16 protein-coding genes are annotated in these 14,817 nt (G+C 66.5%); 4 read left to right on the top strand and 12 right to left on the bottom strand.

Annotated features, from left to right (window positions below):
- Positions 1–86: 86 nt before the first annotated feature.
- Positions 87–437 carry a hypothetical protein gene (locus DBV10_RS21720; RefSeq protein WP_124515632.1) on the top strand — a complete coding sequence of 117 codons (351 nt, stop codon included), beginning with the start codon at positions 87–89 and terminating at the stop codon, positions 435–437.
- Between the two features lie 189 nt (positions 438–626).
- Here the strand turns inward: DBV10_RS21720 and DBV10_RS21715 are convergent, their stop codons facing one another.
- The 3 genes from DBV10_RS21715 to DBV10_RS21705 form a co-directional block, all read right to left on the bottom strand.
- Positions 627–2,909 carry a xanthine dehydrogenase family protein molybdopterin-binding subunit gene (locus DBV10_RS21715; protein WP_124515631.1) on the bottom strand — a complete coding sequence of 761 codons (2,283 nt, stop codon included), beginning with the start codon at positions 2,907–2,909 and terminating at the stop codon, positions 627–629.
- 24 nt (positions 2,910–2,933) lie between these two features.
- A complete protein-coding gene (locus DBV10_RS21710) occupies positions 2,934–3,395 on the bottom strand; it encodes a (2Fe-2S)-binding protein (protein ID WP_124515630.1) in 462 nt (153 codons plus the stop codon).
- A gap of 148 nt (positions 3,396–3,543) precedes the next feature.
- On the bottom strand, positions 3,544–4,116 hold the full coding sequence (locus DBV10_RS21705) for a TetR/AcrR family transcriptional regulator (RefSeq protein WP_124515629.1): 573 nt from the start codon (positions 4,114–4,116) through the stop codon (positions 3,544–3,546).
- 105 nt (positions 4,117–4,221) lie between these two features.
- On the opposite strand from DBV10_RS21705, the gene pdxH reads away from it, so the two are divergent.
- The 3 genes from pdxH (at position 4,222) to DBV10_RS21690 (ending at position 5,497) form a co-directional block, all read left to right on the top strand.
- Positions 4,222–4,860: a pyridoxamine 5'-phosphate oxidase gene (gene pdxH, locus DBV10_RS21700; RefSeq protein WP_124515628.1), complete on the top strand. Its 639-nt coding sequence runs from the start codon at positions 4,222–4,224 to the stop codon at positions 4,858–4,860.
- Positions 4,861–4,922: 62 nt separating this feature from the next.
- The gene (locus tag DBV10_RS21695; RefSeq protein ID WP_124515627.1) at positions 4,923–5,180 is read left to right on the top strand and encodes a type II toxin-antitoxin system ParD family antitoxin; all 258 of its coding nucleotides are present in this window, start codon (positions 4,923–4,925) and stop codon (positions 5,178–5,180) included.
- Complete coding sequence (locus tag DBV10_RS21690; RefSeq protein ID WP_124515626.1) at positions 5,177–5,497, top strand: type II toxin-antitoxin system RelE/ParE family toxin; 321 nt, start codon at positions 5,177–5,179, stop codon at positions 5,495–5,497. The genes DBV10_RS21695 and DBV10_RS21690 overlap by 4 nt, the downstream gene beginning before the upstream one ends.
- 22 nt (positions 5,498–5,519) lie before the next feature.
- Here the strand turns inward: DBV10_RS21690 and DBV10_RS21685 are convergent, their stop codons facing one another.
- The 9 genes from DBV10_RS21685 to DBV10_RS21645 form a co-directional block, all read right to left on the bottom strand.
- Complete coding sequence (locus DBV10_RS21685; protein ID WP_124515625.1) at positions 5,520–6,476, bottom strand: AEC family transporter; 957 nt, start codon at positions 6,474–6,476, stop codon at positions 5,520–5,522.
- A gap of 215 nt (positions 6,477–6,691) precedes the next feature.
- On the bottom strand, positions 6,692–8,314 hold the full coding sequence (locus tag DBV10_RS21680) for a sensor domain-containing diguanylate cyclase (RefSeq protein ID WP_124515624.1): 1,623 nt from the start codon (positions 8,312–8,314) through the stop codon (positions 6,692–6,694).
- A gap of 311 nt (positions 8,315–8,625) precedes the next feature.
- Positions 8,626–10,749: a TonB-dependent receptor domain-containing protein gene (locus DBV10_RS21675; protein WP_199740221.1), complete on the bottom strand. Its 2,124-nt coding sequence runs from the start codon at positions 10,747–10,749 to the stop codon at positions 8,626–8,628.
- Positions 10,750–11,056: 307 nt separating this feature from the next.
- A complete protein-coding gene (locus DBV10_RS21670; RefSeq protein ID WP_124515623.1) occupies positions 11,057–11,503 on the bottom strand; it encodes a hypothetical protein in 447 nt (148 codons plus the stop codon).
- An 87-nt stretch (positions 11,504–11,590) separates the two neighbouring features.
- Positions 11,591–12,259 (bottom strand): DUF3299 domain-containing protein, encoded by a 669-nt coding sequence (locus DBV10_RS21665; RefSeq protein ID WP_233590020.1) that lies wholly within the window; start codon positions 12,257–12,259, stop codon positions 11,591–11,593.
- A 53-nt stretch (positions 12,260–12,312) separates the two neighbouring features.
- Positions 12,313–12,564 (bottom strand): hypothetical protein, encoded by a 252-nt coding sequence (locus DBV10_RS21660; protein ID WP_124515622.1) that lies wholly within the window; start codon positions 12,562–12,564, stop codon positions 12,313–12,315.
- A 56-nt stretch (positions 12,565–12,620) separates the two neighbouring features.
- Complete coding sequence (locus DBV10_RS21655) at positions 12,621–13,856, bottom strand: FtsX-like permease family protein (RefSeq protein ID WP_124515621.1); 1,236 nt, start codon at positions 13,854–13,856, stop codon at positions 12,621–12,623.
- Positions 13,853–14,536 carry an ABC transporter ATP-binding protein gene (locus DBV10_RS21650; RefSeq protein ID WP_124515620.1) on the bottom strand — a complete coding sequence of 228 codons (684 nt, stop codon included), beginning with the start codon at positions 14,534–14,536 and terminating at the stop codon, positions 13,853–13,855. Before DBV10_RS21650 ends, DBV10_RS21655 begins: the two co-directional genes overlap by 4 nt.
- Positions 14,533–14,817 (bottom strand): Fur family transcriptional regulator (locus DBV10_RS21645; protein WP_124515619.1); only part of this gene is annotated, 285 nt, incomplete at its 5' end. The genes DBV10_RS21645 and DBV10_RS21650, both read right to left, overlap by 4 nt.

Below are 14,817 nucleotides of genomic sequence, written 5' to 3'. Positions count from 1 at the left end.
CACAACCCTAAACAGAAGCCGACATTTGTAACCTATGAGCTCGGGACCAACAGGCCAAGGTAAAAAGCCCTAATTGACTCCTCAAGATGCGCAAATTTGTAGTCGCCCACTTTATTCTTTCAGTAGCAGCTTTGTGCCTGTGCGCGTATTGCTTCCTACAAATTCCTTTCGACAAAATCAGCACAGAGTCCGCAATTGGTGAAATCGAAAGAACATTCGTTGTACGTATGAGCTTCGATGCAAAGCAGTTAGAGCATTTCGATTGGCTTGCTAAGTGGATTCGCATGAACGCTGCTGCGTTTAAGAGCGCACACAGTAATCTCTGGCAGGCAGGCGTGTACGGCTTCGGTGCGTTCGGCCTGCTGAGCGCGGCTCTGGGGGTCTCAATGCGGAGAACACTGCGCGCGAATGAATCTGGCAAATCGCAGCAGGGCTGATGCTGAAGGTGAAATGCACGGGTGTACTGGGTTGCCATCAAGTTCGGATTAAGGCAATCCGCGATGTCTCTTTTGGGCCCAAAGCTGTCCACCAGTCTTTACTTCAGCAACTCTCACTACACCGAAACCTATCAGCTGAATGAAATAAAAAAAGCGCCGGACTTTGCCATGCCCGGCGCTCTCACTCAGTCAGCCCCGCTTAAACGGTAACTCCCTCGGCGTCTTCCCCGTCAGCTGCGCCACGGCATTCGCAAACGCAGGTGCCAGCGGCGGCAACCCCGGCTCGCCCATCCCTGTCGGCGGCTCGGCACTCGGCACGATGTGCACGGCCACCTGCGGCATGTCGGTGATGCGCGGCACGGCGAAGTCGCCAAAGTTGCTTTGCTCCACCACACCGTCCTTGAAGGTGATGGCAGCGCCCGGCAGGCACATCGACAGGCCCATCAGCGCCCCGCCCTGCACCTGGGCTTCCACGCTCTTGGGGTTGACCGCCAGATTGCAGTGCACGCCGGCCGTGATGCGGTGCAGCCTGGGCATGCCGTCTTTGCTCACCGAGGCCTCGACCACATAGGCCACGACCGACTGGAAGGACTCGTGCACCGCCACGCCCCAGGCGCGGCCGGGGGCGAGCTTCTTTTTGCCGTAGCCCGATTGCGCCACGGCCAGTTGCAGGGCGGCCTTGTGGCGCGGGTGCTTGTCGCCCATCAGGGCCATGCGGTAGGCCACGGGGTCTTGCTTGGTGGCACGGGCCACTTCGTCGATCAGCGTCTCCATCACGTAGGCCGTGTGGGTGGAGCCCACGCTGCGCCACCAGAGCACCGGCACGTTCACATCGGGGTGATGCACCGACAGTTTCATGGGCAGGTCGTAAGGCTCCTTCATGCCCTCGATGGCCGTGGCGTCGATGCCGTTCTTGATCATGAAGGCCTCGAACGGCGAGCCCTTGGTGATGGACTGGCCGACGATGGTGTGGTCCCACGCCAGAATCTTGCCCTGCGCGTCAAAACCGATCTCGGCGCGGTGCACGTGCATGGGGCGGTAGTAGCCGCCCTTGATGTCGTCCTCGCGGCTCCACAGCGTGCGCACCGGGGCAGTGATGCCCGCCGTGCGCGCGGCCTTGGCCACGCCGCAGGCCTCCACCACGTAGTCGCTGGTGGGGATGGCGCGGCGGCCAAAGCCACCACCGGCCATCTGGGTGTGCACTTTCACGTTCTCCGGCTGCAGGCCCAGTGTCTGGGCGGCTGCCATGGCGTCCAGACCCGGCATCTGTGTGCCCATCCACAGCTCGACCTTGTCGCCGTCGAGCTTCACGGTGCAGTTCAGCGGCTCCATGGGCGCGTGCGCGAGGTACGGGAAGACGAACTCGGCGCTGATCTTGTGCGCGGCGCCCGCCAGCGGCGCCATGTCGGCCTGCATGGCCACGTTGCCGGGCTTGGCGGCCAGTTCGCGATACTGCGCCAATAACTGGACGGAGTCGGGTTTGGTGACTGCGCTGGTGTCCCATTCCAGCTTGAGCGCGTCGCGCCCCTGCTTGGCGGGCCAGTAACCATTGGCGATGATGGCCACCCCCTCGCCGCCCCGGTCGGTGGGCACGCGCAGCACGGCTTTTACGCCCTGGATGGCCTTGGCGGCGCTGTCGTCCAGTGATTTCAGCTTGGCGCCGAACACCGGCGGGCGCGCCACCACGGCCGTGAGCATTCCGGGCAGGCGCACGTCGATGCCGTAGTCCTGCTGGCCGCTCGACTTGGCCTTGGCATCGAGCCGCCCGGTGGGCTTGCCGATGATGCGAAACTGCTTGGGGTCCTTGAGCGTGACTTTCTCGGGCACGGGCTGCTGCATGGCGGCTTCGGCCAGCGCGCCATAGCCCAGCTTCTTGCCGCCAGGGCCCACCACAAAACCATTGCTGGTGCGCAGCGCCGAGGCATCCACACCCCACTGTGCGGCTGCGGCCCCGATCAGCATGGCCCGGGTGCGTGCGCCCAGTTCACGGTACTGGGTGTAGGAGTTCTTGATGGAGTTGGAGCCGCCCGTGAGGTGCATGCCAAACGCCGGGTCGGCATAGGCCGGGTTAGCGTCGCCATGCACGCCGCGCACCTTGCTCCAGTCGGCATCCAGCTCTTCGGCCAGGATCATGGGCAGGCCGGTCTGCACGCCCTGGCCAAAGTCCAGGCGGTTGATGGTGACGGTGACGGTGCCATCGGCGTCGATGCGCACAAAGGCCGAGGGCTGCTCATGCGGCTTGAGGCCCGCAGGGGCTGCTGCGCCCGCACCTTGCGCGGTGGCGGCCAGCGGAAACGCCCCCAGCGCAAAGCCCGAGGCCGCCGTCACCTTCAGGAAGGTGCGGCGCGCCATGCCATCGGCTGCGTCGTTTGCTATTGAATCAGTAGCCGCTTGGGCTTTATCCATCAGCGCAAGCAGGTTCTTTGGCATGTGGTGGCGTGCGGCCTGCACGGCAGAAGCATCGAAGTGCATGGTGTTCTCCTTCACTCAATGGACTCAGGCCAGCGCCTGGGCGGCGTCGTGGATGGCGGCGCGGATGCGCACATAGGTGCCACAGCGGCACACATTGCCCGCCATGGCGGCGTCAATGTCGGCGTCGGTGGGCTTCTTCTTGCCCTTGAGCAGCGCGGTGGCGCTCATGATCTGGCCGCTTTGGCAGTAGCCGCACTGCGCCACATCGTGCTTGACCCAGGCCGCATGCACGGCCTTGCCCACCTTGTCGCTGGCCGTGACGGCCTCGATGGTGGTGATCTTCTGCCCTGCGGCGGCCGATATGGGCGTGATGCAGGAGCGGATGGGCGCGCCGTTCAGGTGCACCGTGCAGGCACCGCACAAGGCCTGGCCGCAGCCAAACTTGGTGCCGGTCATGCCCAGCGTGTCGCGCAGGGCCCAGAGGATGGGGGTGGATTCGTCGGCATCGACTGCAGTGTCTTTGCCGTTGACGTTCAAAGTAGGCATCGTGGGACTCCTTGGGGTGAAGGACAGCGCTCAAAAGCACAGCGCAAGCAGTTGCGGCTTGGGGATGGGTTTCCGCCGCGTTGTTTTTTTAAGAGAATATTTATTCGATTAAAACTGAAATCGAGAATCTGTGCTGGCCTTCAGGTTTTCAGGCCTTGATCGCGTCCCAGCACAGGCCAAAGGCCATCTGGTGCACGGCCTCGTCATCGGGCAACACTTTGGTGCGGATCAAATTGCCGGTTTCGCGCACCGAGCCCACCAGGCTGGCCGTGAGCAGCGGGATGGGCACGGCCTTCAAAATCTCCTGCTGCTGGCCCTCTTCCATCAGCGCAAAAAAGCCCGCCATCAGCCGGGTCGAGAACTCGCGGTTGCCCTCGGTGAACCAGGGCGAGTTGTAATACTGCTCCTGGAATACCACTTCGGCATACTGGTCCAGCCGGTGGCGCAGCAGGTTGCCCCAGATGCGCCGCACCCGCGCCCGGTACGGCGTGCCGGGCACCACACCTTCCATGATGCGGGCGGCGGTCACGGTCTTGGCGTCCTGGTAGAGCTGGCTGATGAGTTCGTCCTTGGACGGGTAATACACATACAGCGTGCTCGTGGCCAGGCCTGCGGTGCGGGCGATCTCGGCCATGGTCAGGCCGCTCAGGCCCGTCTGGGCCACCAGATCGAAGGTGGCCTGGGCTATGGCACGCTGTTTTTCGTCGTCTTTGGGTTTCATCGCTGCGCCAATATAAGCGAATAAGCATTCGACAACAACCAGGCCCGCCTTTGACCACCTGACACCGGTCCCAGGCCCCGAATCCCGGCGTGCACAATCGGGCCCATGACCACCTCCATCGCCGACCTTCGCAAGAGCTACGAGCGCGCCGAACTCAACGAAGACGCCTCGCACGCCGCCCCCCTGCAGCAGTTTGACCAGTGGCTCAAAGAAGCCATCAGCGCCCAGGTGCCCGAACCCAATGCCATGACCCTGGCCACCGTGGGCAGCGATATGCGCCCCAGCACGCGCATCGTGCTCATCAAGGGCTACGACGAGCGCGGCATCGTCTGGTTCACCAACTACGACAGCCGCAAGGGCCGCCAGATTGCAGGCAACCCCTATGTTGCCCTGCAGTTCCACTGGGTGGAGCTGGAGCGCGTGGTGCGCATCGAGGGCGTGGTGGAAAAGGTCAGCGACGAAGAAAGCGACGAATACTTCCACAGCCGCCCGCTCGACTCCCGCATCGGCGCCTGGGCCAGCCCGCAAAGCCAGGTCATATCAGGCCGCAGCGTGCTGGTGGCCAACGCCGCCAAGTACGGCGCGCAGTTCTTGCTGAAGCCGCCTCGCCCGCCGCACTGGGGCGGCTACCGCCTCAAGCCCGACCAGTGGGAGTTCTGGCAAGGGCGCAAGAGCCGCCTGCATGATCGGTTGCGGTATCGGCTGGATGGGGGCGAGTGGGTGCGGGAGCGGCTGGCGCCGTGATTGGCAGGTAGCGCATACCGCGCTTCTTGCCAATTTTTGCCAAACCTGCCATCCTGCTCGTCATGAGCACCATGAATATCTCTTTGCCAGAGAGCCTCAAAGTCTTTGTGGACGAGCAGGTGAACGAGCGTGGCTACAGCACCAGCAGTGAATATGTGCGCGAACTGATTCGCAAGGACCAGGACCGGCTGCAACTGCGCAGCTTGCTGCTGACGGGGGCCGCCTCTGCGCCTGCTGAGCCTGTCAGCCCTGCCTACTTTGATGGCCTGCGCAAGCGTGTGCAGCAGGCCCAGGCCGCAGGTTCGCGCGCCAAGCCGTGAAAACCAAGCCTGTTGTTCCACGCACGTTGGCGGTGCAGGATGTGGAGGATGCGCTGTCCTACTACCTTGGCGAAGGTGCCGAGCAGGCGGCGCTGGGCTTCATTGACGCGCTGGAGCAGGCCTACAGCCACATTGGCAGCCACCCTGCCACCGGCTCGCCACGCTACGCCCATGAACTGAACCTGCCGGGGCTGCGATCCTGGCCGCTCACACGGTATCCGCACCTGGTGTTCTATGTGGAGCAGGCCGACCACATCGACGTCTGGCGCGTGCTGCACGGAAAGCGCGACATCCCTGCATGGATGTCTGAACCTTGAGTCCTGATCCCCTGGGGCCGCGTCACCCCACCACCCACCGCGTCACCACCACAATCACCACCGGCATCGTCACCAACCCCAGCGCGGTAGACACCGCCACGCTGGCCGTTACCTCCTCCTCTGCCACACGGTAGCGCTGCGAGAACAAGAACACGTTGGCCCCCACGGGCAGCGAGGCGGCCACGATCATCACCGCCAGCGGCAGGCCCGACAGGCCCAGCGCCCCGCCCAGGCCCGCCAGCACGAGGGGGTGCACCACACATTTGACGAGCGCAATGCGCAGCGCCGCCTTGAACTGGTGGCCCACCTTGGTAAACGCCAGCGTCACCCCCACCAGCAGCAGCGCGATGGGCCCCAGCGCCTGGCCCAACAGCTGCAGTGGTTTGCCCACCACCTCGGGCAGCACCCAACTGGTCTGCGCAAACAGCAGGCCCGCAATGATGGGCAGCGGCACCGGGTGCACGATGCCGTTGCGCACGGCCTGCAGCACCGTGCGCCACAGGGGCTGCTGTGCCCCGCCCTCCCGCCCCGCATGCTCGCGGGCTGCAGCCAACTCGAACACCACGGTGGCGGCCGTGAGCAGGATGAGTGAATGCACCGAGATCAGCGTGAACAGCGTGACCAGCCCCGCGTCGCCAAACACCAGGCCCACCAGGGGCACGCCGATCATCAGCGTGTTGCTGAAGGTATTGGCCAGCGCGCGTGCCGCGCCCAGCGTGTTGAAGCCCTGCAGCGCCAGCGTGGCTGCATACACGATGCCAAACGCCACAAAGTAGATGCCCACCGGGCCAAAGTTGAGGTCCTGGATGTGCACCGTGCTCATGGTGCGAAACAGCAGCGCGGGCGTGAGCACCATGAACACCAGGTTGGCCAGGTCCTTCACCGACTCCGCACGGATCCAGCCGCGCCGTCCCACATAGAAGCCGATGGCGATGAACAGGATGACGGGGATCAGCGAGGTGAAGACGGGCGAGTTCAAGATGGTAGCCGGCGCGCGAACGCGGCAAGAAAGGGCAAGCGGGAGGGGGCAAATAGCCAGCAGCAGGGCCCTATTGTGGCCTGGGCGGCCGCCGCACGCGCGTCTCTATACTATGAATTCAATAGCATTAATCGCTTGCCCAGGATGCGCCAGAGCCCATTTTGATGCGAAAATTCCGGGCGCCAGCGACGGCCCGCGATCCCTGGCACTGCGCTTTATTGAAACACGCACACGCCCAATGACTGACTTTTGGCCCGGTACATGGCGGTGTCTGCGGCGCGCTGGTAGTCATCGACCGTCGCCAGCCTGGATGCGCTGCTGACCAGTCCAATACTCGCGCCGCTGATCACGGTGTGTTCGTCGATCACATAAGGCGCGGCGAGGGCGGCGGCGATCTGTTGGGCACGGTGGGTGGCTTCGGCGGGATCAATGGACTCCAGCAACACATTGAACTCGTCGCCACTCATGCGGGCGACCAGATCCACCGCCCGCACGCAGGATTCGAGCCGCCGCGCCACCTGTTGCAATAGCTGGTCGCCCACATGGTGCCCGTAGCTGTCATTGACGGCCTTGAACCCGTTGAGATCCAGCAGCAGCACCGAGAACATCGTGGCGCCATCGCGTGTCGGCTCGCCACTACCGTTCACCACCTCGTTCTGGTGCAGCGCGATGAGTTGCGCGAGGCGATCGCGGAACAACGGTCGGCCGGGCAAGTTGGTCAGCGCATCGTAGGAGCTGCCCCGCTCGGCCAGATCGCTCAACGATCCCGCCATGCGCACCGCAACGCCGTCTTCGAACTCGGCGAGCCCGCGCCAATTGACCCACACCAGCCGCCCCGCCCCGTGGAACGCGCGGAAATCCACCGAAAAGTTCGGGCTGTTTCCCGACAGGTGCCTGCGGTAGGCCTCCTGCACGCGCCCGCGATCCTCGGGATCGATGAGTTGCTCAAGAAAGCGCCAGCCTCCGTCATGCACATGATCGCGGCTACCCAGCCCGACGATCTGGAGAAAGCGCCCGGACACATGCAGGGCGTCCGTTCGCAAGTCCCAATACCAGATGCCATCGTTGGATCCGCGGGTCGCCAGCGAATAGCGGTTTTCGGAGCGCACCAACTCGAGTTCGGTGTTCTTCTGCTGGGTCACGTCGATCATCAGGCCGATCATGCGGTTCGGCCGCCCCGGCTCGACCACTGCACGGCACAGATCGCGCACCCACACGACCTTGCCGGACTTGGCAATCAGCCTGTAACTCATCTCGTAGGCATGGCTGTGCGTGGCGTTGTAGGCGGCATCGTCAATCCGTAGGGCCTGCGCCAGATCATCGGGGTGCACATGCGCCCGCCAGAAGCCTGGGTCAGCCCGCCACTCCTCGACGGAGTAGCCGAACAAGCGTTCGACCTGCGGGCTCAGAAAGGTATTGCCCACCCCGATTTCAGCCTCCCACACCACGCCGTCAATGGTTTCCAGCAAGCGCAGAAAGCGCTGGCGAATTTCCACCAGCACCTGTTCGGTGACCTCGGTGATCTCGATCAGGACACCCTGGCGGCTGATCACCCGCTCCGCCGCATCCGTCTCCGGGTGGAGCTGCAGACGCACCCAGCGATAGTGCGCGTCGGCAAAGCGCAAGCGGAACACCGGCATGCCCGAGCGCATGGTGCCGATGTCGTCGGGATGCACGAACTCCGGCAAAGACCTGCCGAGCGCCGCCGCCACCGAATGGCCGGTGAGCTTGTGCCACGCCGGATTCAGATAAGTGATCTTCCACAGCGCATCGGTTTGCACCACCGCCTCGGGAAGCAGTTGCAGCAGGTTTGCGGACGGCGCGGGAGTGATGGGCATGCAGGGCTGTTGCAAAACGGGTCAGATACATACAGGGCAGCGCTGAACAAGTCCTTCGCGCGTCGCGCAACCCGGCTTTGGGCGGTCTGCTGCGGTGCCAATCCCATTCCAAAATCGGGCGCGCGCCATCACAGGGATTAAGGCAGCGTCGCCTTATCGGTCCGGAAAATCAACCTAGTAAAACCGAGTATGGCACGCATCCAAGCCACCCTTGGATTCGGTGGTATCGGTGGTTTTGGGGCGGCGAGGTGAGCGAGCCAGCAGCGCCCTCCCCCGCCGCTGGCTCGCTCACATCACGACGGAATTACCCCTCAAAACGCCACCTTCACCCCCACCGTCACATTCCGCCCCATCAACGGCGCCGCGCTCTTGATGAACGAGGTGTGCGCATACGCCAGGCGGTCCGTCAGGTTGGTGCCCTTCAGGTACAGCTGCCAGGGCATGCCGCTGCTCAACTGGCCGTTGTAGGCCAGGCCCACATTCAGCATGCCGTAACCGGGGGTTGCGGTTTCGAAGGCGGCGATGCGGTTCTGGCGGGCCACCTGCACCCATTCCACCTGGCCTTCCCAGGCGTTCCAGTTGGCGTCCAGGCGCAGGCCGGCGCGGGTGGCGGGGATGCGGGGCAGGTTGCCTGCACCATCGACTTTGGCGCGCACGGTGTCGCCGAACAGGGTCACGCCCAGGTTGCGCGTGACGCGCTGGCGCACCTGGCCTTCGATGCCGGTGAAGGTGGCGTCGGCCTGGCTGTATTGCAGCAGCTGCAGGCCGTCCACCGCATCGAGCGTGCGGCCGTAGATGTAGTTGTGGATGCGGTTGCGGTATACGCTCACGCCAAAGGTGGTGTCGCCCGCCGTCTTTTTCAGGCTGAGGTCGAAGTTCTGCGAGGTTTCGGTGCGCAGGCTGGCGTCGCCGCGCTCGTAGGTGCTGGTGGCCATGTGCAGGCCGCGTGCGTACAGCTCTTCGGCCGACGGGGCGCGGCTGGCGCGGGTGAACGAGGTGCCGACCTGGTAGCCGGGCGTGAACTTCCAGACTGCGCCCAGCGATGCGGAGGTGCCGTTGTGGCTGCGTTCGATGCCGCTGGCTGAACCTGACGCAATGGCCTCGGCCGTTTGGCGGTCGTGGCGCAGGGCGGCTTCAAAGCGCCAGTCGCCCAAGCGGTATTCCTCCAGCGCAAACAGGCCGGTGCGCCGGGTGACGGTGGGTTGCACGTAGGCTTCTTCGCCCTCGGCACTGAACTTGCGCTGCGAGGTTTGCAGGCCGATCAGGCCCTTGAAGCCTGCGATGGGCTCATGCTGCAGCTCGATGCGCGTGTCATAGGCCTTGTTCTTGAAGGTGGTGCTGACGGTGCCGCCTTCGACTTCGTCGTGCATGTAGTCGGTGACGCCCGCGCGCAGGCGCAGGGCCGAGAAGCCGGCAAAGGGGTTGCGCAGCTCGCCCCGGATGTCGAAGCGTTCGCTGCGCAGGTCCACCACGGGCACGTCGCCATGGCCTTCGGCGCCATGGTTGTGGCCGTCATCCTCGCCCGCGTGGGCGCCGCAGTGCAGGTGGTCGCCATGGGTGTGGCAGCCTTCAAAGCTGTGGTTGTGGCCCGGCAGGCCGTATTGGGCGGCCTGGCGCGTGTAGGCGGCGCCTAGGTAGCCACGGTCGCCCACCCACGACAGGCCCACGCTGCCGGTGTGGGTGCGGTTGAAGCTGCCCGGCACCTTGCGGGTGGCTTCGCCCTCGGGCGCCCAGCCCTTGCCCACACGGTAGTCGCCGGCGTCGCGCGCCACGCCTTCCACGTGCACGGCCAGGTTGCCGGTGCCGCCGGTGAGCGAGAAGGCCCCTGCCCCTTCGCGCGCGCCGGTGTTGGCGCGCAGCTCGGCGCTGCCTTCAACGCCCTTTTGCGGGGCGGCCGTGGGCACCTTGCCGTCGAGCACGTTGACCACGCCGCCCACGGCACCGTTGCCATAGACCAGGGCCGAGGGGCCGCGCAGCACTTCGATCTGTGTGGCCAGCAGCGGCTCGGACACCACGGCGTGGTCGGGGCTGATGGTGGAGGCGTCGTGCAGCTCGGCGCCGTCGCTGAGCACCTTGACGCGCGGACCGTCCATGCCGCGGATGATGGGGCGGCTGGCACCGGCGCCAAAGTGGCTGCTGGTGATGCCGGGTTCGCTGTTCAGCGTCTCGCCCAGCGTGGCCTCGCGGCGGCGCACGAGTTCGTCGCCTTCGAGCACGGTGGCGGGCGTGGTCATGTCATTGGCGCCCAGCTGCAGGCCGCTGGCCGACACGGTGACGGGGGGCAGGCTGGGCGCCGCTTCGGCGGCGGCCGGGGCGGCTTGTGCATGGGCGATGCCTGCGCCCGACAGTGCCAGCATGGCGGCCAGGGCCACGGGGTGCCGCGCGGGGCGGCTGCGGCGGGTTGCGGAGCGCAGGGCGATGGAGGGGTGGGTCATGGTGGTTACGTACAACAAGGGCACAGGCGGCGCTGGCCAGGCCAGGCGTGCCCGCGCGGCTTCACGCCTGGGGCGAAAAGCCATGAATAAAAATGGCCTCTAGCGCAGGGTGGTCAAGCGCTAGCAGCTATGAAATCAGGAGTTTGTTAGAAGGCGTTCGCCACGGAAGCAGCCCTGCATAAGCCAGGCCCTGCGGTTGCGCGCACGCGGGCCCTGCCGGTGTGGCGGGGCCATGCCGTGTTGGCGCAGAACAACCGAGGGGCCGGGGAGGCCAAAGGGGAAAGGTGCTTGCGGGGCGCCGGGTGCGTCAGGCCGCTGGGGGGCCCCGTGCCTGGAACAGCGCCACATGCACGGCCCCGGTGCGGTCTGCGGGCTGCGTGGTGGCCATCTGCGCTGGTGCGGCTTCGGGCAGCGCCAGGGCTGCGCTGTGCAGGGCATCGCCCAGCGCCAGCTGGTCCAGCAAGAGGCAGTCAACCGCTGCATGCTGGGGCACCAGCAGCGACAGAGGCAGCCACAGCCCGTGTCCTTGGCGCAGCACGGCGGGGGCGGCCTCTGCCGTGGGGGCATCCGGCAACTGGGCCTGCCCGGCGTGCACCCGGTCCAGTGCCCCGCCATGCGCCATCTGGTGCACACGGCCCAGCGTGGGCACCACCACCAGGGCCAGCAGCAGCCAGGCCAGCGCCATGTGCCGCGCCACCGCGCTGCGCAAGGCAGCGGGCAGCGTGGGCCGAAGCGGGGGTGCCGTGCGGGTCATGGGCGAAGGGGGAACCGTGGAGCCAAACAAGGGGGGCGGAGAAAACCGGCGGATGCGGGCGGGAGGAAGCCAGCGATTATTTCACCGTTACTTCACCGGCACGGCGTCCACCAGGCGGTAATACAGGCCGTAAGGGTCGTTACTCAGCACGGTGAACCGGCCCTCCACCACCACGGGCTCCAGGGAGTAGCGCACGGGAGTCTTGGCCTTGACCTCGACCATGCTCTCGGGCCCGCCCGGCAGGCAGAAGGAGCAGGTCAGTGGCACGGACGTGAGCAAAAAATGCGTCTGCGTGGCCTTGGCGTCCAGCGGCATCATGAAGCCCTGGATGCGCTGCACGGTCTTGTCCATGCCCTTTTGCGCCTCGTTGAACACGGGCACGATGCCGTCCTTGGTGGTCTTGCGGGTCAGGTCGGTCAGCACCGACCAGGGGATCACGTCATTGCGCTGGGGCAGCGGCGCGATGGGGCTGTTGGGGTTGTGGTAACCCGCCCCGGTGCCAGAAGGGATGCCCGCCCCGGCCCCGGCGGGCAGGGGCGACGAGAGCACGGGGGCCGTGCCTGTCGCTCCCGGCGCCGCCGCGGCCCGGCCCGTGGCGCGCTCAAAGGCACCGGGCTCCGGCTTGGTGGCCGGCGCCGCGACCGGCTGTTGGGCACCCACAGCGCCGGCCCAGACCAGCAGGGCCAGCGCGCAGGCGCTCCGGGCGGCAAAGGGCTGTGGTGCATTGGCTCGGGGCGGAGTCGGGTGGTGGACCATGGCAAAAAATCAGTTGGGGTGACGACGCGGCGGTGGCGATGGCCGGATGCGGCTCAGTGCGCGTGCTTCATGCCGCAGTATTTTCCGATGGCCAGGTTCTTGCACGCGGTCTGCAGGTCTTTCTGGCACTGGTCATGGCCCTTGCCTGCTTCCAGGCACTTGGCGGCGGCCTCGTGCGCGACGGCCATGGCGCGGTGGCGCGCGACATCCTCTTTGGTGTCCTTGTCGTTGTGCGCCTGCGCGTGGGCCAGGGCGCCCGCCAGCAGCCAGGGGGCCAGGGCGAGGGAGATGAGCAGCTTTTTCATGGTGATGCGCCTTTCGGGTCGGGTTGCAGTGGAGGGGTGAAAACGGTGTGCGCCGATCAGGGCTGCCCCAGCAGGTCGGCCACATCGGTGCGGTAGGCCTGCATGGCGGGCAGCAGCGCCGCCAACGCCGCCACACCGGCCGCCAGCAGCGGCACACCGGCCTCGGCGGGCAGCCAGATCCAGCCGGTGACGGGCAGCAGCCCCTGGGCCTGCAGCACCCAGCCCAGCCCGTGCGCCAGGCCGTGGCCCAGCAGCAGGCCCAGGATGGAGGCCAGTGCGGCCAGCCACAGGGCCTCCCACAGCACCAGCCCGGCCACGCGGCCCGGGGGGGCGCCCAGCATGCGCAGCATGGCCAGATCGGCCCGGCGCTCGCGCACGGCGTTCCACAACGCAATGAACACGCTGAGCGCGGCCACGGCCAGCAGCACGCCGCCAAAGGCGCGCAGCACATCGGCCCCCACGCCCAGCAGGCGCAAGAGGCGCGTGACCTCGATGGCGGGCGCGGCCGCCTGCATCGACGTGCCGCCGTTGACCTGGCGCGGCAGCGTGACGGCGGCCAGGGGCGTGCGGTAGCGCACCAGGGCCACGGTCACTTCGCGCTCTTGTTTCATGATTTCCAGGTCTTCCGCATCGTTGGCCGTGGCGGTCTCGTGCACCATCCAGACCGATTCGGTGCTGGTGAGGATGAGCCGGTCGAGCACGCAGCCGCAAGGCGCCAGCACGCCGCTCACGCGGTAGGGGTGGTTGCCATGCGCGTGCCCTCCCCCACCCAGCCCGTGGCTGCCGACAAAGGTGGCGCCCACCAGCGGCGCGCCCGCGTGGCCGGTTTTGGCAATGCCGCGCGCCACGCTGGCGCCCAGCACGGCATCCATGGGCTGCTGCCACAGTGCGCCTTCGGCCAGCGTGGCCTCGTAGTGCGCCACATAGTCGGGCGTGGTGCCCACGATGCGAAAGCCCTGGCAGCTGTCGCCCAGGCTCAACGGGATGACCTGCGCCACCAGCGGGTTCTTCTGCAGCGCCTGCACCTCTTGCAGCGGGATGTTGCCCGTGGGCACGTCGATGTGGAACACGCCCGCCAGGATCAGCTGCAGCGGGCTGCCCTTGGCGCCCACCACCAGGTCGATGCCCGCGAGGTCGCGCTCGAACGCCTTGTCGAGCTGCGTGGCCACCAGCAGCACCAGGGTGATGGCGGCCAGGCCCAGCGTGAGCACCAGCAGGTTGAGCACAGCAGCCAGCGGGCGGGACCACAGGTAGCGCCACGACAGGCGCGCCAGTTTCACTATATTTTTCATAGCTGCTTGCGCCCGTCCATGGCGCCGTAGGCCGCTATTTCATTCAAATCCAGCGTCTGCGCACCGGCCAGCGCCTGCACCACGCGCTGGTCGTGCGTGGCAATGACCAGGCTGGCGTCACAGGCGGCGGCGCTGTGCTGCAGCAGTGCCAGCGCATCGGCGGCGGCCTCGTCGTCCAGGCTGGCCGTGGGCTCGTCGGCCAGCAGCACCTGCGGCGCCAGCAGCACGGCCCGCGCCAGCGCCACGCGCTGCGCCTGCCCGCCCGAGAGCTGGTGCGGCTTGCGGTCTGCCAGCTCGGCCACGCCCACCTGCGCCAGCGCGCGGGTGATGGCTGCGTCGTCGCGCGGCAGCCCGGCCGCAAAGTAGACCAGCGCCAGGTTGTCGGCCACCGAGAGCGCGCTGCTGAGGTACAACTTTTGCGGCAAAAAGCCGATGGTGCGGGCACGCCAGGCATCGATCTCGGCCCCGCGCTGCGTGCCCAACTGGGTGCCCGCCACAAACAGATCGCCCCCGCTGGCGCCGCGCAGCCCCGCCATCAGCGCCAGCCAGGTGGATTTGCCCGTGCCCGAACGCCCGCGCAGCAACAGCGTGCCGCCCTGGCGCAGGTCCACGTCAGGAAAACGCAGCGGCGCGGCGCCGCCCGTGGCATAGGTGTAGGAAAGCCCCCGGGTGCGGATCATGCGGCGGCCCCTTCGGCCGGGTGGGCGCACTCCACACACCGCCCGTGCACGGCAATGTCCACCGCCAGGCTCTCATGCCCCGCCGTGGCCAGCGCCTGCAGCACCTGCTTGAGGGCGTTCTGCACCTTGGCCGAGCCTTGCGACAGGCGGAACTGGCGGTGGCAGTCGTCACATTCAAATCTTGGGGCGGTGCCCTCTTCGCCCTGCGGCGCCCGTGCATAACGGGTGACGCGGACCGCATCCACCTGCTTGTGCAGCAAGCCGGCGGCGGCAAAGCGGTC

The sequence above is a fragment of the Acidovorax sp. FJL06 genome (assembly GCF_003852545.1).
Classification (GTDB): Bacteria; Pseudomonadota; Gammaproteobacteria; order Burkholderiales; family Burkholderiaceae_C; genus Acidovorax.
This window is presented reverse-complemented; position numbering and strand designations above follow the sequence as displayed.